The sequence below is a fragment of the Nonomuraea sp. NPDC001831 genome (assembly GCF_042892035.1).
GTDB lineage: Bacteria > Actinomycetota > Actinomycetes > Streptosporangiales > Streptosporangiaceae > Nonomuraea.
On sequence record NZ_JBIATU010000003.1, the window covers coordinates 544,312 to 567,723 of the forward strand.

A 23,412-nucleotide genomic window follows, 5' to 3' on the forward strand; every position below is an offset into this window, starting at 1 on the left:
GCGAGGGGGCCGACCGGCTCTCCCCTGTCGAAGGGATCACCGATGCGACCAGCCTCACCGGCCTCCGACGACCTCACCCCCCGCGGCCGCAGCCGCCGTACCCTGCTCGTCGCGGGCGGGATCCTGGTCACCGGCGCGGCGCTCGGCCAGGACCCGGCCTACGCCGAGGCCGACTACGACGTGGTGGTGGTCGGCTCCGGGGCCGCCGGGATGACCGCCGCCCTCACCGCCGCCAAGCGCGGCCTGAGCACCGTCGTGCTGGAGAAGGCGCCGACGTTCGGCGGGTCGGCGGCGCGGTCGGGGGCGGGCATCTGGATCCCGTGCAACGAGGTGATCCTGGCCGCCGGGGTGCCGGACACGCCCGCCAAGGCGGCGGCGTACCTGGCGCGGGTGGTGGGCGACACCGTCCCGGCCGCGCGGCAGCAGGCGTTCCTGGACGCGGGACCGCAGATGATCTCGTTCGTGACGCGCAACAGCCCGCTGCGCTTCCGGTTCATGGAGGGGTACTCCGACTACTACCCGGAGTTCCCCGGCGGGATGCCGAACGGCCGGTCCATCGAGCCCGACCAGTTCGACGGCAACCTCCTCGGCCCGGAGCTGGCCCGGCTGAACCCGCCGTACATGGCGACCCCGGCGGGCATGGTCGTCTTCAGCGCCGACTACAAGTGGCTGACGCTCGCCCTGGTCAACCCGAAGGGCGCGGAGGTGTCGGCGGCGTGCCTGCTGCGGGGCACGCAGGCGGCGCTGCGCGGCGAGAAGCCGCTGACCATGGGCCAGGCGCTGGCCGCCGGGCTGCGCGCCGGGCTGCTGGCCGCCGGGGTGCCGGTGTGGCTGAACACCCCGCTGCTCGGCCTGCACGTCGAGAGCGGCCGGGCCGCCGGCGTCGTCACCCCGGCCGGGGTGGTCAGGGCCAGGCGCGGGGTGATCGTCGCATCGGGCGGGTTCGAGCACAGCGCGGCGATGCGGGCCGAGTTCCAGCGCCAGCCCATCGGGACGAGCTGGACGGTCGGCGCCAAGGAGAACACCGGCGACGGCATCGAGGCCGGCGAGCAGGCCGGCGGCGCGCTGGACCTGATGGACGACGCCTGGTGGGGGCCGGTGATCCCGCTGCCCGGCGAGCCGTACTTCTGCCTGGCCGAGCGGACCCTGCCGGGCTGCGTGATCGTCAACGGCGCCGGCCGGCGCTTCGTCAACGAGGCCGCGCCCTACAGCGACGTCGTGCACGTCATGTACGACCGCAACACCCCGTCCGACCCGCACATCCCCGCCTGGCTGATCATCGACCAGCAGTACCGCAACAAGTACCTGTTCAAGGACATCGCGCCGCTGCTGCCCTTCCCCGACTCCTGGTACGACAGCGGCGCCGTGTTCAGGGCCCCGACGATCGAGCAGCTCGCCCGCAGGATCGGGGTGCCGGAGGCCGCCCTGCGCGCCACGGTCACCCGCTTCAACGGGTTCGCCCTGGCCGGGCGGGACGCCGACTTCCACCGCGGCGACAGCGCCTACGACCACTACTACGCCGACCCGTACGTCCGGCCGAACCCGTGCCTGGCGCCGCTCTGGCTGCCGCCGTTCTACGCCTTCAAGATCGTCCCTGGCGACCTGGGCACCAAGGGCGGCCTGCGCACCGACGCCCGCGCCCGCGTCCTGCGCGCCGACGGCTCGGTGATCCCCGGCCTGTACGCCGCCGGGAACGCCAGCGGCGCCGTCATGGGCCACAGCTACGCGGGCTCGGGCTCGACCATCGGACCGGCCATGACCTTCGGCTACGTGGCCGCGAACGACCTGGCCGGCGGCTGACCGTCAGTCGGCCGTGTAGCTGATCGACCGGACGTCGTAGCCCCTCGCCGCGGAGCCGCGGACGTGCATGAACATCGCGCCGCCCTCGTAGGACCAGGCGCACGCGTAGCCCTTCGGCTCCTCGGCGCAGCCCTGGAAGTGGTGGGTGACGCCGCGCGGGTCGTATGTGACCCGGAACAGCGTCCGCACCGCGCCCTCGGCGCCGACCTCCAGGGCGGCGTACCGGTCGCCGCGCTTCCAGGCGGCGAACAGGTGACCGGCCGCGTCGGACGGCCGCACGACGTGCCGGGACAGGTAGACCTTGGTGACCTTGGAGCCGGTCACGGTCATCGCGATGCCGTTGAGGCCGCCGGGCACGCGCACGCTGGTGTGCACGTACCGGCACACGCCGCGCGAGCAGCCGTCGAACCGGTCGGGCGCGCGGTAGGCGTAGCCGAAGATCGTGCGCACCGCGGCGGGGGTGGCGACCCCGGCCGCGGCGGCGCGGTCGCCGGCCAGCCACGCGCGGAACAGCTTGCCCGCCACCTTGCCGGGCGCGGGCGCGGCGGCGAGCGCGGGAGCGGCCGGGAGGCCGAGCGTCAGCGTGGCGGTCGCCGCGAGGGCGGCGCCGCCGAGAAGCAGTCGTCTGGACACGCCCCCGACGTTAGGACCCGCCCCTTGCGCAGGGATTGCTCCCGACTTGCAACCCTTACCCCCGCACACCGGCGGCGCGGCGGCCGGCCGGCCGTCGCGCCGGCCGCGTACCGGGGCGGCTGCTCAGCGTGACGAGCTGTTCACGGATAACAAGCGGAGATCGTACAGTGTCAGGATGACGGTCGAGATCACGTGGTCGCGGCGGCGCGCGGCGACCGGCCGGGGCTCGCCGTCGCCCGCGCACATGACGTAGCCGTCATCCTCACGGACGAGAAGGACCACCCCCATGGCTCAGATCAGTCCCCCCAGCCCGCCCGAGGCCGGCAGCGGCCAGCCCAGCCTGAAGCGCGTGATGGGCCCCGGCCTGTTGCTGCTGTTCATCGTCGGCGACATCCTCGGCACCGGCATCTACGCCCTGACCGGCCAGGTCGCCGGCGAGGTGGGCGGCGCGGCCTGGCTGCCCTTCACGATCGCCTTCGTCGTCGCGCTGATCACCGCCTGCTCCTACCTGGAGCTGGTCACCAAGTATCCGGAGGCCGCGGGCGCCGCCCTCTACGTGCACAAGGCGTTCGGCAAGCACGCGCTGACGTTCCTGGTGTGCTTCGCGGTGATGTGCTCGGGCATCACGTCGGCGTCGGCGGCCTCGCGGGCCTTCGCCGCCAACCTCGCCACCGGGTTCGGCCTCGACGCGGGCAACGGCGTCATCCTGCTGATCGCCGTGGCGTTCATGCTGCTGATCCTGGCCGTCAACCTGCGCGGCGTCGGCGAGAGCGTCAAGCTCAACGTCGTGCTCACCGCGGTCGAGCTGTCGGGGCTGCTGATGGTCATCGTGCTCAGCGGGTACTTCATCTCCGGCGGCCACGCCGACTTCTCCCGCGTCGTCGCCTTCGAGACGCCCGCCGACAAGGGCGTGTTCCTGGCCGTCAGCGCCGCGACGTCGCTGGCCTTCTTCGCCATGGTCGGCTTCGAGGACTCCGTCAACATGGCCGAGGAGACCAAGAACCCGACCCGGATCTTCCCGCGCATGATGTTCGCGGGCATCGGCATCACCGGGGTGATCTACGTCCTCGTGTCGATCTGCGCGGTCGCCGTCGTCCCGGTCGGGCAGCTCGCCGCCAGCGAGACGCCGCTGGTCACGGTGGTCCAGACGGCGGCCCCGGGCGTGCCGATCGCCTCGCTGCTGCCGTTCATCTCGATGTTCGCCGTCGCGAACTCGGCGCTGATCAACATGCTGATGGCCAGCCGGTTGCTGTACGGCATGAGCAAGCAGGGCGTGCTGCCGCCGTTCCTGTCGGCGGTCCACGCCACCCGGCGCACGCCGCACGCGGCGATCCTGTTCACCACGGTGATCGCCGTCGGCCTCATCACGTTCGTCTCGCTGGTCCCTGACAGCCCGGTGGTGGCGCTGCTGGGCGGCACGACCTCGCTGCTGCTGCTGGCCGTCTTCGCGGCGGTCAACGTGGCGGTCCTCGTCCTGCGCCGGGACGTCACCGGCGCCGAGCACTTCAACGCGGGCCGCGTGCTGCCCGTGGTGGGCACGGTAACCTGCCTCTACCTGGTGCTGCCGTGGTCCTCCGGGCGTCCGGCGGGCCAGTACGAGATCGCCGGGATCCTGCTGGTGATCGGCGTGGTCCTCTGGGCGGCGTCCTGGTCGTCGGCCAGGCGCAGGGCGGCCCGGCGACCTTAAGCCCGGCGGAAGCGGACCGTAAGCATGCTCCGGCACGCTGGGAACCACACAGAGCGGAACCGGAAAGGACATCTCACATGCGCAAGGTCAAGCTGCAGCTCCAGATCACCACGGACGGCTTCGTGGGCGGACCCGGCGGCGAGATGGACTGGGTGACGTTCCCCTGGACCGACGACATCAACGCGCACGTCGCGGCGATCTGGGAGCCGGTCGACACGATCGTGCTGGGCCGCAAGCTGGCCGAGGGCTTCATCCCGGCCTGGGAGTCGCGGCCGGCGGGCGAGACCGAGGAGGGCATCGACAAGATGATCAACACTCCGAAGGTCGTCATCTCCCGCAGCCTCACCGAGTCGCCCTGGAAGAACGCCGTCGTGGCGGGCGGCGACCCGGCCGAGACCGTCGGCGAGCTGAAGGCGAAGCCCGGCGGCGACGTGATGGTGGCCGGCGGCGCCTCGATCGGCAGGCAGCTGATCTCGCGGGGCCTGATCGACGAGCTGCACCTGTTCGTCAACCCGGTCGCGATCGGGGCCGGGCTGCCGCTGTTCCCGGCGGGCGAGGGTTACCACCGGCTGCGCCTGGTCGGCGCGCGCGCGTTCGACTGCGGTGTGGTGGGCCTGCACTACGAGCCGGAACGGTCCTGAGCCGTCCGCCCTTCACCGTGGCGGACTGTGAACCGCGGAGGGCGAAAGAGAGCACGTGCCCGGGAATGGCCTCCCGGGCACTTCGCTTTTGGTCAGAACGTTCCTGACCAGGAGATAGTCCGGCCGTCAACGACGGCGAAAGCGAAGGCCCGGGAGAATGGCGGTCAGTCCACCTCGACGGCGGCCTGGGCGAACTGGGCGGAGTAGAGGCGGGCGTAGGCGCCGCCCGCCGCCAGGAGGGCCTCGTGGGTGCCCTGCTCGACGATTCGGCCCTCCTCCATGACCAGAATGAGGCTGGCGTCGCGGATCGTGGACAGGCGGTGGGCGATCACGAAGCTGGTGCGGCCCTCGCGCAGCGAGCTCATCGCCCGCTGGATGAGCACCTCGGTACGCGTGTCGACCGAGCTGGTGGCCTCGTCCAGGATGAGGATCGCCGGCTCGGACAGGAACGCGCGGGCGATCGTGATGAGCTGCTTCTCCCCCGCGCTGACCGTGGCGCCCTCCTCGTCGATCACCGTGTCGTAGCCGTCGGGCAGCGTGTGCGCGATGCGGTCGACGTGGGCGGCGCGGGCGGCGGCCTCGATGCGCTCGCGGCCGGCGCCCTCGGCCCCGTAGCCGATGTTCTCGGCGATCGTGCCGCCGAACAGCCAGGTGTCCTGGAGCACCATGCCGATGTCGGCGCGCAGCTCCTCCCTGGACATCTCGGCCGTGTCGACGCCGTCGAGGGTGATGCGGCCGCCGGTCACCTCGTAGAAGCGCATGATGAGGTTGACCAGCGTCGTCTTGCCCGCTCCCGTGGGGCCGACGATGGCCACGGTCTGGCCGGGCTCCACGGTCAGCGACAGGTTCTCGATCAGCGGCCGGTCGGGGGCGTAGCGGAAGGAGACGTTCTCGAACGCCACGCGCCCCCGCAGCTCGGCGGGACGGGCCGGCTCGGCCGGCTCGGCCGACTGCTCGGGCGCCTCCAGCAGCTCGAAGACCCGCTCGGCCGAGGCGACGCCCGACTGGACGAGGTTCGCCATGCCGGCCACCTGGGTCAGCGGCTGGCTGAACTGCCGGGAGTACTGGATGAACGCCTGCACGTCGCCCAGCGAGATCGACCCCGACGCCACCTTGAACCCGCCGACGACGGCGACCAGCACGTAGTTGACGTTGCCGATGAACATCATCGCCGGCTGGATGACGCCGGAGATGAACTGGGCGCGGAAGCTGGAGGCGTACAGGGCCTGGTTGTGCTCCTCGAAGGTGGCGGCGGCCTCCTGCTGGCGGCCGAAGACCTTGACCAGGGTGTGGCCGCCGTACATCTCCTCGATGTGGCCGTTGAGCTTGCCGGTGGACGACCACTGCTTGACGAACTGCGGCTGCGACCGCTTGCCGACCACGGCGGTGACGTAGACCGAGACGGGCACCGTGACCAGGGCGATGAGCGCCAGGATCGGCGAGATCCAGAACATCACCACCAGCACGCCCACGACGGTCAGCACCGAGGAGATGAGCTGGCTCATGGTCTGCTGGAGGGTCTGGGCGATGTTGTCGGTGTCGTTGGTGGCGCGGCTGAGGATCTCGCCGCGCGGCTGGCCGTCGAAGTAGCTGAGCGGCAGCCGCGCCAGCTTGGCCTCGATCCGCTCGCGCAGCCGGGACGCCGCCCGCTGGACGATGGTCGTCGTGAGCCGGAACTGCGCGATGCCGAGCAGCGCCGCCACCACGTAGATCGCCAGCACCCAGCCCAGGACGTGGGCCAGGGCGGTGAAGTCGATGCCCTGGCCGGGCACGACGTTCATCGAGGCGACCATGTCGGCGAAGTTGGCCTCGCCCTTGGCCCGCAGGCCCGCCACGGCCTGCTCCTTGGTGAGCCCGGGGGTCAGCCGGGCGCCGATGATGCCGGAGAAGATCAGGTCGGTGGCGTGGCCGAGGATCTTGGGCCCGGTGACGGTGAGCGCGACGCTGGCCGTGCCGAGCGCCAGCACGACGCCGAGCATCGCGCGTTCGGGCCGCAGCAGGCGCAGGATCCTGCGCAGCGTGCCGCCGAAGTCGAGCGCCTTCTCGGCCGGCCCGGCCATCATCCTGCCGGGCCCGAAGGCGGGCTGCGGGCGGCGCGCGGGTGCCTGGGCGGTCATGCCGCGGCCTCCTGTTCGGTGAGCTGGGACAGCACGATCTCGCGGTAGGTCGGGCAGGTCTCCATGAGCTCGGCGTGGTCGCCGCTGCCCACCACCCGTCCCTCGTCGAGCACGAGGATGAGGTCGGCGTCGCGGATCGTGTTCACCCGCTGGGCGACGATGACGATCGTGGCGTCGGCGATCTCCTCGGCCAGGGCGGCCCGCAGGCGGGCGTCGGTGGCGTAGTCGAGGGCGGAGAAGGAGTCGTCGAACAGGTAGATCTCGGGCCGGTGCACGAGAGTCCTGGCGATGGCCAGGCGCTGGCGCTGACCGCCGGAGACGTTCGTGCCGCCCTGGGAGATCGGCTCGTCCAGGCCGCCGGGCATCGCCTCGACGAACTCGCGGGCCTGGGCGATCTCCAGGGCCCGCCACAGCTCCTCGTCGGTGGCGCCGGGCCGGCCGTAGCGCAGGTTGGAGGCCACGGTGCCGGAGAACAGGTAGGGCGACTGCGGGACCAGGCCGACCGCGCGGGACAGCGCCGCCGGGTCGAGGTCGCGGACGTTGACGCCGTCCACCAGCACGTCGCCGGCGGTCGCGTCGAACAGCCGCGGGACGAGGTTGAGCAGCGTGGTCTTGCCGCTGCCGGTGCTGCCGATGATCGCGGTGGTCCGGCCCGGCCGCGCGGCGAAGCTCACCCCGCACAACACCGGGTCCGCCGCGCCCGGGTAGCGGAAGTCGACCGACCGCAGCTCCAGCTCGCCGCGGTGGCCGTCGGGGGTGACGGGGTTCGCGGGCGGGTCGACGGTCGAATCGGTGCCGAGCACGTCCTCGATGCGCTCGGCGCAGACCTCGGCGCGCGGGATCATCATGAACATGAACATGGCCATCATCACCGACATCAGGATCTGCATCAGGTAGGAGATGACCGCGGTCAGCGCGCCGACCTGCATGGCGCCGTCGGCGATGCGGTGGCCGCCGAACCAGATGACGGCGACGCTGGAGACGTTCACGACCAGCATGACCGAGGGGAACATCAGCGCCATCAGCCGGCCGACCCGCAGCGAGACGTCGGTGAGCCGGTCGTTGGCCACGCCGAAGCGCTCGCGCTCGTGCCGGTCGCGGACGAACGCCCGGATGACCCGGATGCCGGTGATCTGCTCGCGCAGCACCTGGTTGATCCGGTCGATGCGCTCCTGCATGGTGCGGAACAGCGGCCGCATCCGCCAGACGACCAGGCCGACGATGACGATCATCACCGGCAGCACGACGAGCAGCAGCGACGACAGCGCGGTGTCCTGGCGCAGCGCCAGCACGATGCCGCCGACGCACATGATCGGCGCGGCCACCATCATCGTGAACGTCATCAGCACGAGCAGCTGCACCTGCTGCACGTCGTTGGTGGTCCGGGTGATCAGCGACGGCGCCCCGAACCTGTTCACCTCCTGCGCCGAGAAGCTCTGCACGCGGTGGAAGATCGCGGCGCGCAGGTCGCGGCCGAGGGCCATCGACGTCCTGGCGCCGTAGTAGACGGCCACGATCGAGCAGACGATCTGGACGAACGTCACGCCGAGCATCACCAGCCCGACGCGCATGATGTAACCGGTGTCGCCGGTGATGACGCCGTGGTCGATGATGTCGGCGTTGAGTGTCGGGAGATAGAGCGTGGCCAGTGTCTGCACGAACTGGAAGAGGACCACGAGGGTGATCTCCTTCCCGTACGGCCTGAGCTGGACCCGCAGCAGGCGGAGCAGCATCAACGGACGCTTTCTGTGATGGGGGCGCGGTAGGAGGGCAGCAGCAGCCCGTCGAGCAGCACGGAGACGAGCTCGTCGTCGTCCATGTCGCCGAAGTCGTCGGACAGGCCGAAACCGCGGTGGACGCTCACCGAGACGAGCATGAGCAGCAGTTGCGCGGTGGCCATGGGCGAGCGGCGCAGGTGGTCGCGGTCGGGCTCGACGAGGGCGGCGAGCGCGGCGGTGATGCGGGCGCGGCTGTCCATCATGTGCTCGCGGAACTCGGCGTCCTCGGCCATGTGTTCGCGCGGCACGGCGATGAGGTTGACGTTGGCCTTCATGCCGGCCCGCAGCAGCGACGCCGCCTCACGCAGCCGGGCGCGCAGCCCGCCGGCGACGCCGATGGCGGCGAGCGCCTCCTCGGCCGGACGGGGGTCGAACGCGCTCATCAGGGCCGCGCGCAGCAGCGTGGCCTTGTCGGGGAAGACGCCGAAGATCGTGCCCTCGGCCACGCCCGCGGCCTCGGCGATCTGGCGGGTGCTGACGGCGGTGCCGTGCGCGCGCAGCAGGGGGACGGTGGCCTCGATGAGGGCGGCACGGCGGTCTTCGGGCGCCATCGCGGGCACCCGTCGCCTCTTGGTCATGCGGACGAGCGTAATGAGTGAGTACTCGCTCGTTCAAATCATTATTTGCCGGACATGTGGATCGGCAGGTCAGCCCGTCTTGTCCTCGGCCAGGTTCTTGAGCCAGACGCCGGCGCCGCGCATGAGCACGTCCAGCTCGCGGCGGAGTTCGGCGTTCTCGCGGCGCAGCCAGAGCAGCTCGTCCCGCTCCGCCAGGGAGAGCACGCCGGCCTCCGGCTGGGCCGGCGGCGGGTGGTGGCGGCCCTCGGGGGCCGGGTCCTGCGTGCGGAAGGCGTCCTCCCAGGGGCCGAGGACGTCGGCGGCGGCCGGAGCGGGCCCGGCCACCGGGGCCGGGGCGGGGGGCGCGGCGACGACGGGGGCCGGCGCGGCGGCGGCCCTGGTCCTCGGCAGCGTGAGGGTGACCAGCGCGGCGACCACCGCGACGCCGCAGCCGATCAGCAGGGCGGTGCGGAAGCCGGTCTCCGAGGGCAGCGTGTGGCCGCCGACCGTCACGGTGAGCTGGGCCAGGACGACGCCGATCACGGCGGCGCAGACCGAGGTGCCGATGGAGCGCATCAGGGTGTTGAAGCTGTTGGCGGAGGCGGTCTCGCTCCTCGGCACCGCGCCCATGATGAGGGCGGGCATCGCGCCGTAGGCCAGGCCGACCCCGGCGCTGCCGACGCAACCGGCGATCATCAGGCCCCAGCTCCAGCCCATGAGGCCGAGCGCGGTGCCGTAACCGGCCGCGATGACCAGCGCGCCGACGAACAGGCTGGTCCTGGGCCCGCGGGCGGCCGACAGCCGGGCGCCGAGCGAGGAGACCGCCATCATCATCAGCCCGGACGGCGCCATCCAGAGCCCGGCGGCCAGCATCGACTGGCCCAGGCCGTAGCCGAGCGCGGCGGGCAGCTGCAGGATCTGCATGAGGACCAGCGACTGGGCGTACATGGCGAAGCCGACGAGGACCGAGGCCACGTTCGTGAGCAGCACCTGCGGGCGGGCGGTGGTGCGCAGGTCCACGAGGGGGTCGCGGACGCGCAGCTCCCACAGCCCCCACAGCAGGGCGAGCGCCACCGCGCCGCCGAGCAGCCCGAGTGTGGCGCCGCTCGACCAGCCCCAGTCGCCGCCCTTCGACACGCCGAGCAGCAGGCAGACCAGCGCCGCGCCCAGGCCGAACGCGCCGACCAGGTCGAGCCGGCCCCGGACGGCGGCGGCGGGCGTGGCCGGGACCAGCAGCCAGATCAGCACGGCGACCAGCACGCTGAGCGCGGCCGAGCCCCAGAACAGCACCCGCCAGTCGGCGTACTCGGCGACCGCGGCCGAGATCGGCAGCCCGAGCGCGCCGCCGATGCCCATGGACGAGCTCATCAGCGCGATGGCCGGGCCGACCCGCTGGGGCGGCAGCAGGTCGCGCAGCGCGCTGACGCCGAGCGGGATCATGCCGACGCCGAGCCCCTGGAGGCCGCGCCCGGCGATCATGGGGATCAGGGAGCCGGACAGCGCGCACACCACCGACCCGGCGATGAGCGGCACCGAGCAGACGAGCATCATGGTGCGCTTGCCGTACAGGTCGCCGAGCTTGCCGATCACGGGGGTGGCGACCGCGCCGACCAGCAGCGTCACGGTGATCACCCATGACGCGTCGGCGGCACTGGCGTGCAGCAGCCGCGGCAGCCGGCCGATGAGCGGCACCACCAGCGTCTGCATGAGCGAGCCGACGATGCCGGCGACCGCGAGCACGCTGACGATCCCGCCGCCGGAGCGCGGGCTGGGCGCGGAATGCACCATTAATCCCCCTATTGTCCGAATGCACCCTACACAGGATGTGCCCCCTGCACAACCTGTGCGCCCTGCACATCGGCCGCCGCGGCGAAGGCGCGCCGTCGCACCGGAAGGTCAGCCGCGGTCGCGGGCGCCGCCGTCGAGGACCTGGTCGATGTGGGCGGCGAGCTCGACGTCGCGCTCGGTGACCCCGCCGGCCTCGTGCGTCGAGAGCCGGAAGCGGATGCCCTCCCCCGTGCGCTCGATCTCGGCCTGGTGTCCCAGCGTGGCGCCCTCGTTGTGCACCGCCTCGCTCAGCCAGCCGTAGCTGTCCGGCGTGATCGGCACGTCCTTGACCAGGGCGTCGCCGTCCCGCCGCCAGCCCTCCAGCGCCGCCAGGGCGGTGTCGATGTCCTCGTCGGTCAGGCGCTCGGCCATGTTGCCCCCCAAGTCGTCGGCTTCCCGAGGCTCGGCTACCACCGATGGGCCGCTTCACACCCGGCGTTTCTCTCTATAGCGTGTAGTACTACGACTTGTAGAGGGGGCTGTCGCATGCGGGTGCTGGTGGCGGGGGCGGGGATCAGCGGGCTGGCGGTCGCGCGCGGCCTGGCCGCGGACGGCCACGAGGTCGTCGTGCTGGAGGAGGCGGACGGGCTGCGCCTCGGCGGCGGCGCGATCACGCTGTGGTGCAACGGGACGGCGATCCTCGGCGACCTCGGCGTGGACCTGGCCGCGACGGGCCAGCGGCTGTCCACGTTATCCCTGCGCACGGCCCGGGGCCGCCGGATCATGGAGGTGGACCTGGAGTCCCTGACGGCCCGCTTCGGCTCGGCCCCCAGGGTGGTCCCGCGCGGCTCGCTGATCAGGCTGCTGGCCGCCGGCCTGCCCGCGGGCGCCGTACGGTTCGGCGCGGGCGTACGGGACGTGCGGGCCGGCCTCGACGGCGTGCGCGTGCGCACCGCGGCGGGCACGGAGCACGAGGCGGACCTCCTGGTCGGCGCCGACGGCGTGCGCTCGCGGGTCCGCGCGCACGTGCTGGGCGACACGCCGGCGACCCCGACGGGCGCGGCGATCTGGCAGGGCCTGACCCCCGCCCCCTTCGACCCCGGCCCGACCACGACGCTGATGATCGGGCGGCAGGGCGACTTCGGCTTCATGGGCGCGGGCGACGGGCTCATGCAGTGGTTCTTCGAGCAGTCCTGGTCGCCGGGCGACCCGCCGGCGGACAAGCCGGTGGCGATGTTGCGCCGCCGGTTCGCCGGCTGGGGCGCGCCGGTCGCGCGGGTGCTGGACTCGCTGGCCGACGGCGACGTCGAGCTGTTCCCGCACGCCCGGCACCGGGTCCCGCGTCGCTGGGGCGCGGGCCGGTGCGTGCTGCTCGGCGACGCGGCGCACGCGATGCCGCCGGTCGGCGCGCACGGGACGAACCAGGCACTTGAGGACGTGGCCGCGCTGACCGCCTGCCTGCGGGCCGCGCCGGACCCGGCGGCGGTCGTGGACGCGTACTCGGCGCGGCGCAGGCGGCGGGCGGCCCGCGCCTCGGCGGTCGCCGCGAACCTGCTCGCGGTGTCGGGCCCGCGGACGCTCATGCAGAGCGAGCCCCTGATGCGGCTGATGGCCGTCGTCCCGCCGAGCCTGGGGGCGCCGGGTTTCGGGCGTCTGCTGCGCGCACTCAGCGACCGGATCTGACACTCGGGGCGCACGTCTGCGCCGTTTCTGACATAGGGGTTGACGCCGCCGGGACGCCCGGCCACCGCCGCCGAGCCCCTGACAGGCCGGTAATCACAAGATCGTTTATATAAATGCTTGAATTACAGCATTTGCGACCTGACTTACCACCTATTTCGGGCAAGTCATTTCTGTCAGGACGTACAAACTGTTTGCCGAAACCCGGTGAAATGTGATCAGTTTACGGACGTGAGAGATTTTCTCATTGTCGGGGGCGGCGTCGCGGGCGCCTGTGCGGGGTTCTTCCTCGCCAGGTCAGGCACCGTGACCCTGCTCGAAGCCGAGCAGGTCACCGGCCACCACTCGACCGGACGGTCGGCGGCGCTCTTCTCCGAGTACTTCGGCAACCGGGCCGTCCGGGCTCTCACCGCGGCGAGCAGGAACTTCCTCGCCGCGCCCCCGCCGGGTTTCGCCGACGTCCCGCTGCTGAGCCCGCGCGGCGTGCTCGCGCTGTGCCCGCACGGCGGCGAGCAGCTGTTCGACGAGGTGCTGGCCGAAGGACGGCAGGCCCCGGCGCCGGCCGTGGAGATCGACCCCGCCGAGGCCCCGGCGCACTGCCCGGTCCTGCGTCCGGGCCGGTTCAGCAGGGCGATGCTCAAGCCCGGCGCGATGGACATCGACGTCGACGCCCTCCACCAGGGCTTCCTGCGCGGTATCAGGGCCCGCGGCGGCCAGGTGCTCACCTCCGCCCGGGTCCGGGCGCTGTCGCGCACGGGCGGCGTCTGGCGGGCGGTCACCGACGCGGGCGAGCACGCCGCGCCGATCCTGGTCAACGCGGCCGGGGCGTGGGCCGACGAGGTCGCCGGGCTGGCCGGGGTGCGGCCGGTGGGCCTGCGCCCGCTGCGCAGGACCGCGTTCCTGGTCGACCTGCCCGAGGGGACGGACGCGCGGTCCTGGCCGATGGTCACCGACGTGGCCGACACGTTCTACTTCAAGCCCGAGTCCGGGCGGCTGCTGGTCTCCCCCGCCGACGCCACGCCCGTCCCGCCCTGCGACGCCCGTCCGGACGACCTGGACGTCGCCGTGGGCGTGCGGCGCGTGCAGGAGGCCACGACGCTGGAGATCCGCAGCGTCCGGCACGCCTGGGCGGGGCTGCGCAGCGAGGTGGCCGACGGGACGCCGGTGATCGGGCCGGACCCCGGCGCGCCGGGGTTCGTCTGGCTGGCCGCCCTGGGCGGCTACGGGGTCCAGACCTCGCCCGAGGCGGGCCGGATCGCCGCCGCCGCGGCGACGGACGGGGCCGCAGAACCGGCGTACGCGCCGGGCCGGCTCCGGAACGACTTGGAACGCCTATGAGGAAGGCGACGGGGGCGTGTGGGGCAAGGGGGCCGGTCGCCGTTCGTACATTCCTGACAGAGAGGTGGAGATGACCGGCAACACCCGCGGCTTCACCGGCCGGGCGGTCGACTTCGGCCCGTTCCGTCCCGTCCCGGCGTTGATCGAGGAGCAGACCGACCGGTGCCCCGAGCGGCCGGCGGTCACCTTCGACGGCAGGACCCTCACCTACAGGCAACTGGACGACCTGGTCAACGGCCTGGCGGCGACGCTGGCCGGACACGGCGTGGGCAAGGGCGACGTGGTCGCGGCCCTGCTGGTCAACTCGCTGGAACTGCCGGTCGCGTACCTGGCGCTGATGAAGCTGGGCGCGGCGTTCGTGCCGCTCGACCCGTCCTGGCCGGTCGAGCGCGTGCGCGACACGCTGGACGTGCTGCCGGACGGGCCGATCCTGTGCGCGGGCGGCGAGCCGCTGCCGCCGGGCGCGGCCGATCGGGCGGTGATCGTCAGGATCGACACGATCGTCCCGACCTGCGAACGTCCGGCGGTCGAGCTGGGCCCGGACGACCTGGCGTACGGCTACTTCACCTCCGGCACCACCGGCACCCCCAAGTGCGCGATGAACCGGCACGGCGGCCTGGCCAACCGGCTGCGCTTCATGACCCGCTACTTCGCCGCGACCGGCGACGACGTCGTGCTGCAGAACAGCAGGCACACCTCCGACTCCGCGCTGTGGCAGCTGTTCTGGCCGCTGACCACCGGCGGGCGCACGGTGCTGCCCGTGCAGGGCGACTTCCTCAACCTCCGGCACACCATCGACCTGATCGCCCGGTACGGCATCACCACCGCCGACTTCGTCTCCAGCGTCTTCAACGCCCTGGTCGCCATCGTGGACGGCGACGCCGCCGCCCTGCGCGCGCTGTCGTCGCTGCGCCGGCTCGTCGTCGGCAGCGAGGCGGTCAGCCCGCGCGCGGTGCACCGCCTGATGGCCCTGCTGCCCGGCCTCGACCTGACCAACGGCTACGGCCCGACCGAGGCGTCGATCGGGATGGTCTTCCACCGGGTGTCGGCGGCCGACGGCGACGCGGTCCCGCTGGGCCGCCCGATCGACAACTGCTACGCGGTCGTGGTGGACGACGACCTGCGCCCGGTCCCGCCCGGCACGACCGGCGAGATCGCGATCGGCGGCGTCTGCCTGGGCGCGGGCTACCTGGGCGACCCGGCCGCGACGGCCAGGGCGTTCGTCGGCAACCCGTTCCCGGCCGAGATCCCGGGCGAGCGCCTCTACCTCACGGGCGACCTCGGCCACCTGGACGACGACGGCCGCCTGTTCTTCGCCGGCCGCAAGGACTTCCAGGTCAAGATCCACGGCGTGCGCATCGAGCTGGGCGAGATCGCCGCGGCGGCCCAGCGCTGCCCCGGCGTGCTGCAGGCCGAGGTCCTGGTGGCCGAGCAGGCGGGCGTCAAGGCGCTGGCGCTGTTCGCCTCCGGCAGGGGCGTGACCGAGGCCGCGCTGGCCGCCGAGCTGCGCCGCACGCTGCCGCGGACCAGCGTCCCCCGCTACTTCTTCCCGCTGGCCGAGATGCCGCTGCACGACAACGGCAAGGTGGACCGCGGCCGCCTCCAGGAGATCCTCGACGGCCGGCTGGCCGAGGACACCGCGCTGCTGGCCGAGAGCGCGCCGACCGCGTGCCTGGACGACCAGGTGCTGCGGGCGATGCGCTCGGCGCTGGGCTGGCCGGGCCTGACCGCCGAGACGCACTTCGCCGAGTCGGGCGGCGACTCCATCCAGGCCCTGTCGGTGGTCCACATGATCACCGCCGAGACCGGCGTGCGCGTGGACGTCAAGGACCTGTACGACCACCCGACGGCCGGCGCGCTGGCCCGGCTGATCGAGCGGCGGCGGCACGACCACGAGGCCATCGAGGAGGAGTCGGTGCTGATGGCGCGCGACTCCGTGGTGCCCGACGGGGAGCCCATCCGGCGGGCGTCCAGGCCGGAGCGGCTGCGTACGGTGCTGGTCACCGGGGCCACCGGGTTCGTCGGCAGCCGCCTGGTGCACGAGCTGCTGAGCCGCGGCGGGCTGCGGGTGTGCTGCCTGGCGCGGGCGGCCGACGACGAGGCGGCCACGGCCCGGGTCGTGGCGGCGCTCGCCGAGCGGGGGTTGTGGGAGCCGCGCTTCGCCGACCGGCTGGAGGGCTACGCGGGCGACCTGTCCTTACCCGGCCTCGGGCTGGACGGCTCCACCTGGGAGCATCTGGCCCGAGCCTGCGACCTGGTGCTGCACAACGGCGCGATGGTGAACTTCCTGTTCGACTACCGCGCCCACCGTCAGGCCAACGTGCGCGGCACGATCGAGCTGGTGCGGCTGGCGATGGCCCACCACCCGGTGCCGTTGCACTACGTCTCGACGCTGGGCGCGCTGCAGACGGAGGCGCTCCACAGGGGCGAGCGCGTCCCGGAGGACTGCGACCCGGCGCTGGCCAGGGCGCCGGGCGGCGGGTACAGCCGGTCGAAGTGGATCGCCGAGCGCTACCTGGCCGAGGCCCGGCGCCGGGGCGCGCTGGTGACCGTGCTGCGGCTGGGCGAGATCATGCCGAGCGCCGACAACGGCTACCCGAACCCGGTCGCCTTCACCCACCTGCTGCTGTCGGCCTTCGTGCGGCTCGGCGTGCGTCCGGACGTCGCCACGCGCACCGACTACACCCCGGTCGACTACGTCGCCGCGCGGGTCGGGGCGGCCGTGGCCGATCCCGAGGTCTGGGGCCGTACGCTGCACGTCTTCCGCGCCGAGAGCGTCCGCATCGACGACGTGCCGGCCCGGGCGGGCGTGCCGGTCACGCCGATCCCGTGCGGCGACTTCGCGCGGCTCGTCCGCGAGACCGGCCGGGCGAGCGGGGACCGCGAGCTGATCACGCTCGCCTCCCTGCTGCCCGCCGCGGCGGACGAGGAGGAGCTGCGCCGGGCGTTCGGCGGGCTGCTCACCGACAATCCCGCGCTGTTCCGCAAGGACGAGTGCCACAGGCTCGAACAGCGATGGCGGCTCGGCGAGGGCACCCTCGACGGCCCGATCGCCGCCTACCACGCCCGCCTGGCGGGCACGGCCGGGCAGCGGGTGCCCACCGGTTGATCAGGAAAGGTCAGGAATGCGCTACCGCAAGATGGGAAACCTCGGCTGGGAGGTCAGCGAGGTCGGCTACGGCATGTGGGGCATCGGCGGCGGCCCCGGCGGCTTCACCGGCTGGGACTACGACGTCGCACCCCAATGCCTCGACGAGGCCGTCGAACTGGGCTGCACCTTCTTCGACACCGCCTGGGTCTACGGCCGCGGCGTCAGCGAGCAGCTGCTCGGCGCGCTGCTGCGCCGCCACTCCGGCCACCGGCTGTACGTGGCCACGAAGATCCCGCCGAAGAACCGCGAATGGCCGCCGAAACCGGACGACGCCCTCGACGACGCCTACCCCGCCGAGCACATCCGCGAGTACACCCACCGCAGCCTGGACAACCTGGGCGTCTCGCGCATCGACCTCATGCAGTTCCACACCTGGGAGGACCGCTGGGCCCGGGACGAGCGGTGGCAGGAGGCGATCAGGGACCTCAAGAGCGAGGGCCTGATCGACGCGGTCGGCATCAGCGTCAACCGGTGGGAGCCGGCCAACTGCTTCGCCGCGCTCGACACCGGCCTGATCGACGTCATCCAGGTGATCTACAACATCTTCGACCAGGCGCCCGAGGACGAGCTGTTCGACCGGGCGCTGCGCGAGGGCGTGGGCATCATCGCCCGGGTGCCGTTCGACGAGGGCACGCTCACGGGCACGCTGACCGCGGACAGCACGTGGCCGCCGGAGGACTGGCGCAGCACGTACTTCGGGCCGGAGAACCTGGGGCCGAGCGTCGAGCGGGCCGAACGGCTCAAGGCGGCGATGCCGGAGGGGCTCTCGCTGCCGGAGGTCGCGCTGCGGTTCGTGCTGCACCACCCGGCGGTCAGCACGGTGATCCCTGGGATGCGCAGGCCGGCGCACGTGCGGGCCAACCTCGGCGTCTCCGACGGGCGGCCGCTCGACCCGGACCTGCTGAGCGAGCTGCGGCGGCACCGCTGGGACCGGGTGCCGGCGTGGTGGTCGGGGTGAGCGGGCCGCTGGTCGCCATGTGGGCGCACTCGCGCTCGGCCTCGACGGCGTTCCTGCGCATGATGATCGAGCGGGGCGACGTGGCCGTCCTGCACGAGCCGTTCCTGGCGCTGACCGAGGAGGGCTCGCTGACGCTGCCCTCGCCGGACGGCGGCCAGGTGACGGCCCGCTCGGAGAAGGAGCTGCTGGTGCGGCTGGCCGAGCTGGCGCGGGTGCGGCCGGTGTTCGTCAAGGAGGTGCTCGACTACGAGTACCCGCACCTGTTCAAGCATCCGGAGGACCTGGCGGGGATCGTCCACACGTTCATCGTGCGCGACCCGCGGCCGACCATCGCCTCGCACTACGCGATCAAACCGGCGGTGACCTGCGACGAGATCGGCTACGAGCGGCTGTTCCTGCTGCACGAGCTGGTCCGGGAGGCCACCGGCCGGCGGCCGCTGGTGATCCGCACCGAACGGCTGATCCGCGAGCCGGCGGCGGTCGTCGAGGAGTTCTGCGCCTACACCGGCCTGCCCTTCCTGCCCGGCTCGCTCACCTGGGCCGCCGGCGACCGCCCGGAGTGGGGGCGGACCCGCCGCTGGCACCTGGACGCGAGCGGCAGCGCCGGGTTCGAGGACCGCGGCAACGTCTACGCCGCGACCGTGGACAACCATCCGGGCCTGCGGGCCTTCTACGACCACCACCTCCCCTTCTACCAGCGCCTCGTCCAGGACGAATAGGGAGTATCCATGTCAGAGTCACCGGGCCGGCTGTTCGCGCGGGCCTACGCCGAGGACCCCGGCCACGCGGAAGTGACCTTCGACTACACCATCACCGAGGCGCACGAGCCGACCAAGGACCGGCCCCGCCTGACCGTGCGCAACCTGCTCAAGGTCGTCCCCGTCGAGGGCGACCGGGCCCGGTTCTGGACGGAGTCGCCGCCCGGCGAGGAGGAGCGGCGCTCGGTGCGCGACGCGGACGTGCGCCGCGAGGCGGCCTTCCGGTTCGGCATGTCGGAGGCCAAGGTGCATCCGATCCGGGCTTGGGTGCAGATCCCCGACGGCCTGGCCGCCGACCCGGACGCCCTGGCCACCTTCCTCGACTACCGCCTGCTGGTCCGGCTGGCCACGGCCGAGAACCTGGCCCTGACCACCGCCCTGCTCGGCCATCCGGAGATCGCCCGCCTGCCGTACGACGACTACGTCCACGGCGTGTTGTCGGCCTGCGACGAGGTCGAGCAGTCGGGCGCGACCCCGCACGCGATGATCGTCAACCCGCGCGACTACTACCACCGGCTGATCGGCCATGGCGGGCTGCTGGCCGAGCTGGCCGAGGGCAACGGCATGAAGGTCAGCCGCAACCGGTGGGTCGCGCCCGGGGACGCCCTGGTCGGCGACATCTCCGTGGCGGCCAGGCTGCTGGACGCCCGCCGCTCGGTGATCCGGGTGGCCGAGCCGCCGCCCGGCACCTTCGCCCGGCCGGGCGTGGCCGTCTGCGCGGAGGTGTACGAGGGCGTCGCGGTGCATCTGCCGGGGTTGTTCTACCTGGTCACCCCTGCCGGGGAAAACACCGTATTTCCCACTTCATAGCAATCGAGTAGAACGAGAACGACGAAAGGCGGTGACCGTGTCGGACACGAGCCAGGAATACCGGCGCAATGGTTGGTGGCGCGACGAGACCTTCCTCGACGACTTACGCCGCAACATCGGTGCGTCCCCCGACAAGGCGGCACTGATCAGCCGGCGCGTCGCCGACGGTGTCACCGACGTCGTCACGTACGCCGAGCTGGGCGCGATGACCGACCGCATCGCGCACGGCCTGGTCCGGCTGGGTGTGCGGCCGGGCGACTTCGTCGCCATCCAGCTGCCCAACCGCAGGGAGACGCTGCCCCTCGCGCTGGCGTGCATGAAGGTCGGCGCGCGCATCGCCCCGCAGATGCCCATCTACCGGCACCGCGAGCTGGACTTCATGATCCGGCTGACCGAGGCGAAGCTGTTCGTCACCACGAGCCGGATCGGCCACCTGGACACGGCGGAGACGGGGATGACCCTGGCCCGGGAGATCCCGAGCCTGGAGCACGTGATCGTCGTCGGCGGCGACGGCCCGCCCGGCTCGCTCGACTTCGACGAGCTGCTGCTCAACCCCGAACCGGGCGACCCGGCCGACATCGACGGCCGCGAGCTGGGCCCCGACGACCCGTTCCTCATCCTGTTCACCTCGGGCACCACCGGCGAGCCCAAGGGCGCCCTGCACAGCCAGAACACCCTGTACGCCGACATCAAGGGCTACGGGGAGGCGTTCGGGCTGGACCAGAGCCTGGTCATCATGACGGCTCAGACGTCGATGCACTACGTCGGGCTGGTGATGGCGTACCTGACGGCGCTGACGCTGGGCGGCACCGCGGTCACGGCCGACGCCTGGGATCCCGGCGTCTACCTCGACCTGATGGCCGACCACGACGTCACCATGTACTACGGCTCGCCGCCGTTCGCCCGGGAGATCAGCGAGGAGCAGGCGGCCCGGCCGCGCGAGCTGCCCAGCCTGAGCGTCTTCGTCTCCGGCTCGGCCCCCGTCCCGCCGCACCTGGTGGAACGGGTCACCGAGACGCTGGGCGTGCGCGTGTACGCGCTGTGGGGCATGACCGAGAACGGCGGCGTCACCATGACCAGGCCGCAGGACCCGCCCGAGCGGGCCGGCGAGAGCGACGGCACGGTCATCTCCGGCATGGAGGTGCGCATCGTCGACGAGGAGAACAAGCCGGTCGAGAAGGGCGAGATCGGCGCGCTCCAGGTACGCGGCGCGGCCCAGTGCCTCGGCTACTACCTGCGCGACGAGATCTACGCCAAGTCGATCACCCCGGACGGCTGGTTCGACACCGGCGACCTGGCCCGCGACGACGGCTACGGCGGCGTGCGCATCTCCGGCAGGACCAAGGACGTCATCATCGCCAACATGTGCCTCAAGCTGCCGGTCAGCGACATCGAGGCGCTGCTCGGCCGGCATCCGGCGATCCGCGACATCGCCCTCATCGGCATCCCGGACCCGGCGCTGGTCGAGCAGGTGTGCGCCGTCGTCACGCCGTCGGGCGAGCCGCCCACGCTGGAGGAGCTGCGCGCCTACCTCAAGGAGGCCGGCGTGAACGACTGGTTCTGGCCCGAGCGGCTGGAGATCGTCGAGGAGATGCCGCGGACCGTCACCGGCAAGATCCGCAAGGTCGAGCTGCGGGAGCGGTTCGGCGCGGCGTCGGACTGAGGTGGCCGGTTCACGGGCGCTCCCGCTCGCCGTCCTGTGCGGGAGCGCCTTCCTCGGCGCGATCGACGTGCAGCTCGCGAACATCGCCTTCCCTGACATCCTGCGCAGCTTCCCCGGCAGCAGCCTGCCCGAGCTGTCGTGGGTGTTCAACGGCTACGCGATCGTGTTCACCGCGGCGTTGCTGCCGGCGGGCGGCCTGGCCGACCGGTTCGGCGCGCGGCGGGTGTTCCTGACCGGCCTCGCGGTGTTCGTGGTCGGCGCCGCCCTGTGCGCGGTCGCGCCGTCGGCCGGCGCGCTGATCGCCGCCCGGGTCGTGCAGGGCGTGGGCGGCGGGGTGATCACGCCGCTGACGCTCGCGCTGATCCTGCCGTACTACCCGCCGGAACGCCGGGGCACGGCGATCGGGCTGTGGAGCGCGGCGCAGTCGGTGGCGACGGCGTCGGGGCCGTCGCTGGGCGGCATGCTGGTCGGCGTCTGGGACTGGCGGACGGTGTTCTTCCTGCACCTGCCGGTCGGCGCGGCCGTGCTGGCGGGCGCCTGGCGGATCGTGCCCAGGGGGACGGGCGAGGCGGCCACGTCCAGGCTGCCGGACATCGCCGGGCTGCTGCTGCTGGTGGGGGCCATCGGGCTGCCCTCGCTGGCGATCGTGCAGAGCGACGCGTGGGGGCCGGGGAGCCCCGGCACGATCGCGGCGCTGGTCGCGGGCGTCGTCGTGGCCGTGCTGTTCGTCCGGCGGGCGCGCACGCATCCCGCGCCGATCGTGGACCTGGGCGCGCTGCGGGCGCGCGGCACGCAGCGGGCCAACCTCGCGATGTTCCTGGTCGGGCTGGTGATGTTCGCGCTGCCGCTGGCCAACATCCTGTTCCTGACCGGGATCTGGGGGTACTCCGTGGCCGCCGCGGGGCTCGCCGTCACGCCGGGCGCGCTCGCCCAGGTGCTGACCGCGCCGCTGGCCGGGCGGCTGGCCGCCAGGACCGGCCACCGCCTGCTCGCCCTGTGCGGGGTGGCGCTGCTGGCCCTGTCCACGGCGTACCTGGCGTTCGCGGCGGGGGGCGAGCCGGCGTACCTGGCGGTGGTGCTGCCCGCGGTGGTGCTGTCGGGGGTCGCGGTGGCCGTGCTGATCACGTCGCTGAGCGGCGCTGCGGTGGCCGAGATCCCGCCCGCGCGGCTGGCCACCGGCACCGCCCTGTCGGTGACCTCGCGGGCCGTCGGGGCCGTCATCGGCGTCTCGGCGCTGGTGCTGGTGCTGTCGGGCGACCGGCTCGGGGCGGTGGGGGCCTACCACGGGGTGTGGCTGACGATGCTGGGGCTGTGCGCACTGGTCGCCGTCGCCGCCGCCGGCCTGCGCGCCCCGCGGGCCGAGCCCGCCGCGCAGCGCGCCTGACCGGCGCACGCCTTCAAGGGACGGGCCTGCCGGGTCAGTCGGGGGCGTAGGCCAGGACGTGGTCGTGGAGCAGGCGTCCGGCCTGCGGGTCGTCCCGCTCGAACGCCTCCACCAGGGGCTCGTGGTCGGCCGCGTTCTCGTGCGGCCGCATCCTGAACAGCCGGATCGACACGTGCGTCCACACCTCGACGCCGAGCGACTCCCACACCGACACCAGCAGCGCGTTCCCGGAGGCCGCGACGATCTCCCGGTGGAAGGCGACGCCGTGGCGCACCTGGTCGTCGAGGGAGCCGGCGGCCGCGGCGGCGTGCAGGCGGGCCACGTGGACGCGCAGCGCCGCCGCCGGCGGCCGGCCGAGACGGGTGGCGGTCTCCTCCAGGCCGGCCCGGACCTGGTAGACCTCGCGCAGGTCGTCGAGGGTGAAGCCGCGCACCCGGGCGCCGCGGTTGGGCGCCGACTCGACCAGCCGCAGCGCCTCCAGCTCGCGCAGCGCCTCGCGGACGGGGGCCTGGCTGACCTGGAGCTCGGCGGCCAGGCGGCGCTCGACGATGCGCTCGCCGGGCTCCCAGCGGCCGCTGATCAGGCCGTCGAGCAGCACTTTCCTGATCTCCTCGCGCAACGGCGGCCGCACCACGGGCTCCACAGATAATCCTTTCATCGGATGATCGATCATATGGTGTTTAATGGAAG

At 72.7% G+C, this 23,412-nt stretch carries 18 protein-coding genes; 11 read left to right on the forward strand and 7 right to left on the reverse strand.

Features of this window, described 5'->3' with window-relative positions; translation table 11 throughout:
* Positions 1 to 42 precede the first annotated feature (42 nt).
* A complete protein-coding gene (gene kstD / locus ACFYYW_RS13325; protein WP_387648146.1) occupies positions 43 to 1,800 on the forward strand; it encodes a 3-oxosteroid 1-dehydrogenase in 1,758 nt (585 codons plus the stop codon).
* 3 nt (positions 1,801 to 1,803) lie between these two features.
* On the opposite strand, the gene ACFYYW_RS13330 is transcribed toward kstD, so the two are convergent.
* Positions 1,804 to 2,433 carry a hypothetical protein gene (locus ACFYYW_RS13330; protein ID WP_387648149.1) on the reverse strand — a complete coding sequence of 210 codons (630 nt, stop codon included), beginning with the start codon at positions 2,431 to 2,433 and terminating at the stop codon, positions 1,804 to 1,806.
* A gap of 286 nt (positions 2,434 to 2,719) precedes the next feature.
* On the opposite strand from ACFYYW_RS13330, the gene ACFYYW_RS13335 reads away from it, so the two are divergent.
* Together ACFYYW_RS13335 and ACFYYW_RS13340 are read left to right on the forward strand one after the other, a co-directional pair.
* Positions 2,720 to 4,120, forward strand: a complete 1,401-nt coding sequence (locus ACFYYW_RS13335) for an APC family permease (RefSeq protein WP_352323758.1) — start codon at positions 2,720 to 2,722, stop codon at positions 4,118 to 4,120.
* Positions 4,121 to 4,197: 77 nt separating this feature from the next.
* Positions 4,198 to 4,761 (forward strand): dihydrofolate reductase family protein, encoded by a 564-nt coding sequence (locus tag ACFYYW_RS13340; RefSeq protein ID WP_352323757.1) that lies wholly within the window; start codon positions 4,198 to 4,200, stop codon positions 4,759 to 4,761.
* A 164-nt stretch (positions 4,762 to 4,925) separates the two neighbouring features.
* On the opposite strand, the gene ACFYYW_RS13345 is transcribed toward ACFYYW_RS13340, so the two are convergent.
* The 5 genes from ACFYYW_RS13345 to ACFYYW_RS13365 form a co-directional block, all read right to left on the reverse strand.
* A complete protein-coding gene (locus tag ACFYYW_RS13345) occupies positions 4,926 to 6,878 on the reverse strand; it encodes an ABC transporter ATP-binding protein (protein ID WP_387648153.1) in 1,953 nt (650 codons plus the stop codon).
* The gene (locus ACFYYW_RS13350; protein WP_387648156.1) at positions 6,875 to 8,611 is read right to left on the reverse strand and encodes an ABC transporter ATP-binding protein; all 1,737 of its coding nucleotides are present in this window, start codon (positions 8,609 to 8,611) and stop codon (positions 6,875 to 6,877) included. Before ACFYYW_RS13350 ends, ACFYYW_RS13345 begins: the two co-directional genes overlap by 4 nt.
* A complete protein-coding gene (locus ACFYYW_RS13355; RefSeq protein ID WP_352323754.1) occupies positions 8,611 to 9,234 on the reverse strand; it encodes a helix-turn-helix domain-containing protein in 624 nt (207 codons plus the stop codon). Before ACFYYW_RS13355 ends, ACFYYW_RS13350 begins: the two co-directional genes overlap by 1 nt.
* Before the next feature lie 69 nt (positions 9,235 to 9,303).
* Positions 9,304 to 11,001 (reverse strand): MFS transporter, encoded by a 1,698-nt coding sequence (locus ACFYYW_RS13360; RefSeq protein WP_387648160.1) that lies wholly within the window; start codon positions 10,999 to 11,001, stop codon positions 9,304 to 9,306.
* A gap of 108 nt (positions 11,002 to 11,109) precedes the next feature.
* Positions 11,110 to 11,412, reverse strand: coding sequence for a 4a-hydroxytetrahydrobiopterin dehydratase (locus ACFYYW_RS13365; RefSeq protein ID WP_387648163.1), 303 nt, complete (start codon positions 11,410 to 11,412; stop codon positions 11,110 to 11,112).
* 114 nt (positions 11,413 to 11,526) lie between these two features.
* Here ACFYYW_RS13365 and ACFYYW_RS13370 point away from each other — a divergent pair, with 114 nt between their 5' ends.
* From ACFYYW_RS13370 to ACFYYW_RS13405, 8 genes are all read left to right on the forward strand, one after another.
* Entirely contained in the window at positions 11,527 to 12,663 is a 1,137-nt protein-coding gene (locus ACFYYW_RS13370) for an FAD-dependent oxidoreductase (RefSeq protein WP_387648166.1), read from the forward strand.
* 228 nt (positions 12,664 to 12,891) lie between these two features.
* A complete protein-coding gene (locus ACFYYW_RS13375; protein ID WP_387648169.1) occupies positions 12,892 to 13,998 on the forward strand; it encodes an NAD(P)/FAD-dependent oxidoreductase in 1,107 nt (368 codons plus the stop codon).
* 70 nt (positions 13,999 to 14,068) lie between these two features.
* Positions 14,069 to 17,107, forward strand: coding sequence for an amino acid adenylation domain-containing protein (locus ACFYYW_RS13380; RefSeq protein ID WP_387648172.1), 3,039 nt, complete (start codon positions 14,069 to 14,071; stop codon positions 17,105 to 17,107).
* Between the two features lie 16 nt (positions 17,108 to 17,123).
* Positions 17,124 to 18,107: an aldo/keto reductase gene (locus ACFYYW_RS13385; RefSeq protein ID WP_387648175.1), complete on the forward strand. Its 984-nt coding sequence runs from the start codon at positions 17,124 to 17,126 to the stop codon at positions 18,105 to 18,107.
* The gene (locus tag ACFYYW_RS13390) at positions 18,092 to 18,826 is read left to right on the forward strand and encodes a sulfotransferase family protein (RefSeq protein ID WP_387648178.1); all 735 of its coding nucleotides are present in this window, start codon (positions 18,092 to 18,094) and stop codon (positions 18,824 to 18,826) included. Before ACFYYW_RS13385 ends, ACFYYW_RS13390 begins: the two co-directional genes overlap by 16 nt.
* Before the next feature lie 9 nt (positions 18,827 to 18,835).
* On the forward strand, positions 18,836 to 19,675 hold the full coding sequence (locus ACFYYW_RS13395; protein WP_387648180.1) for a family 3 encapsulin nanocompartment shell protein: 840 nt from the start codon (positions 18,836 to 18,838) through the stop codon (positions 19,673 to 19,675).
* A 37-nt stretch (positions 19,676 to 19,712) separates the two neighbouring features.
* On the forward strand, positions 19,713 to 21,338 hold the full coding sequence (locus tag ACFYYW_RS13400) for an AMP-binding protein (protein ID WP_387648183.1): 1,626 nt from the start codon (positions 19,713 to 19,715) through the stop codon (positions 21,336 to 21,338).
* Between the two features lies 1 nt (position 21,339).
* Positions 21,340 to 22,722 (forward strand): DHA2 family efflux MFS transporter permease subunit, encoded by a 1,383-nt coding sequence (locus ACFYYW_RS13405; protein ID WP_387648186.1) that lies wholly within the window; start codon positions 21,340 to 21,342, stop codon positions 22,720 to 22,722.
* Between the two features lie 34 nt (positions 22,723 to 22,756).
* On the opposite strand, the gene ACFYYW_RS13410 is transcribed toward ACFYYW_RS13405, so the two are convergent.
* Positions 22,757 to 23,395, reverse strand: a complete 639-nt coding sequence (locus tag ACFYYW_RS13410; RefSeq protein WP_387648189.1) for a GntR family transcriptional regulator — start codon at positions 23,393 to 23,395, stop codon at positions 22,757 to 22,759.
* Positions 23,396 to 23,412: the final 17 nt, after the last annotated feature.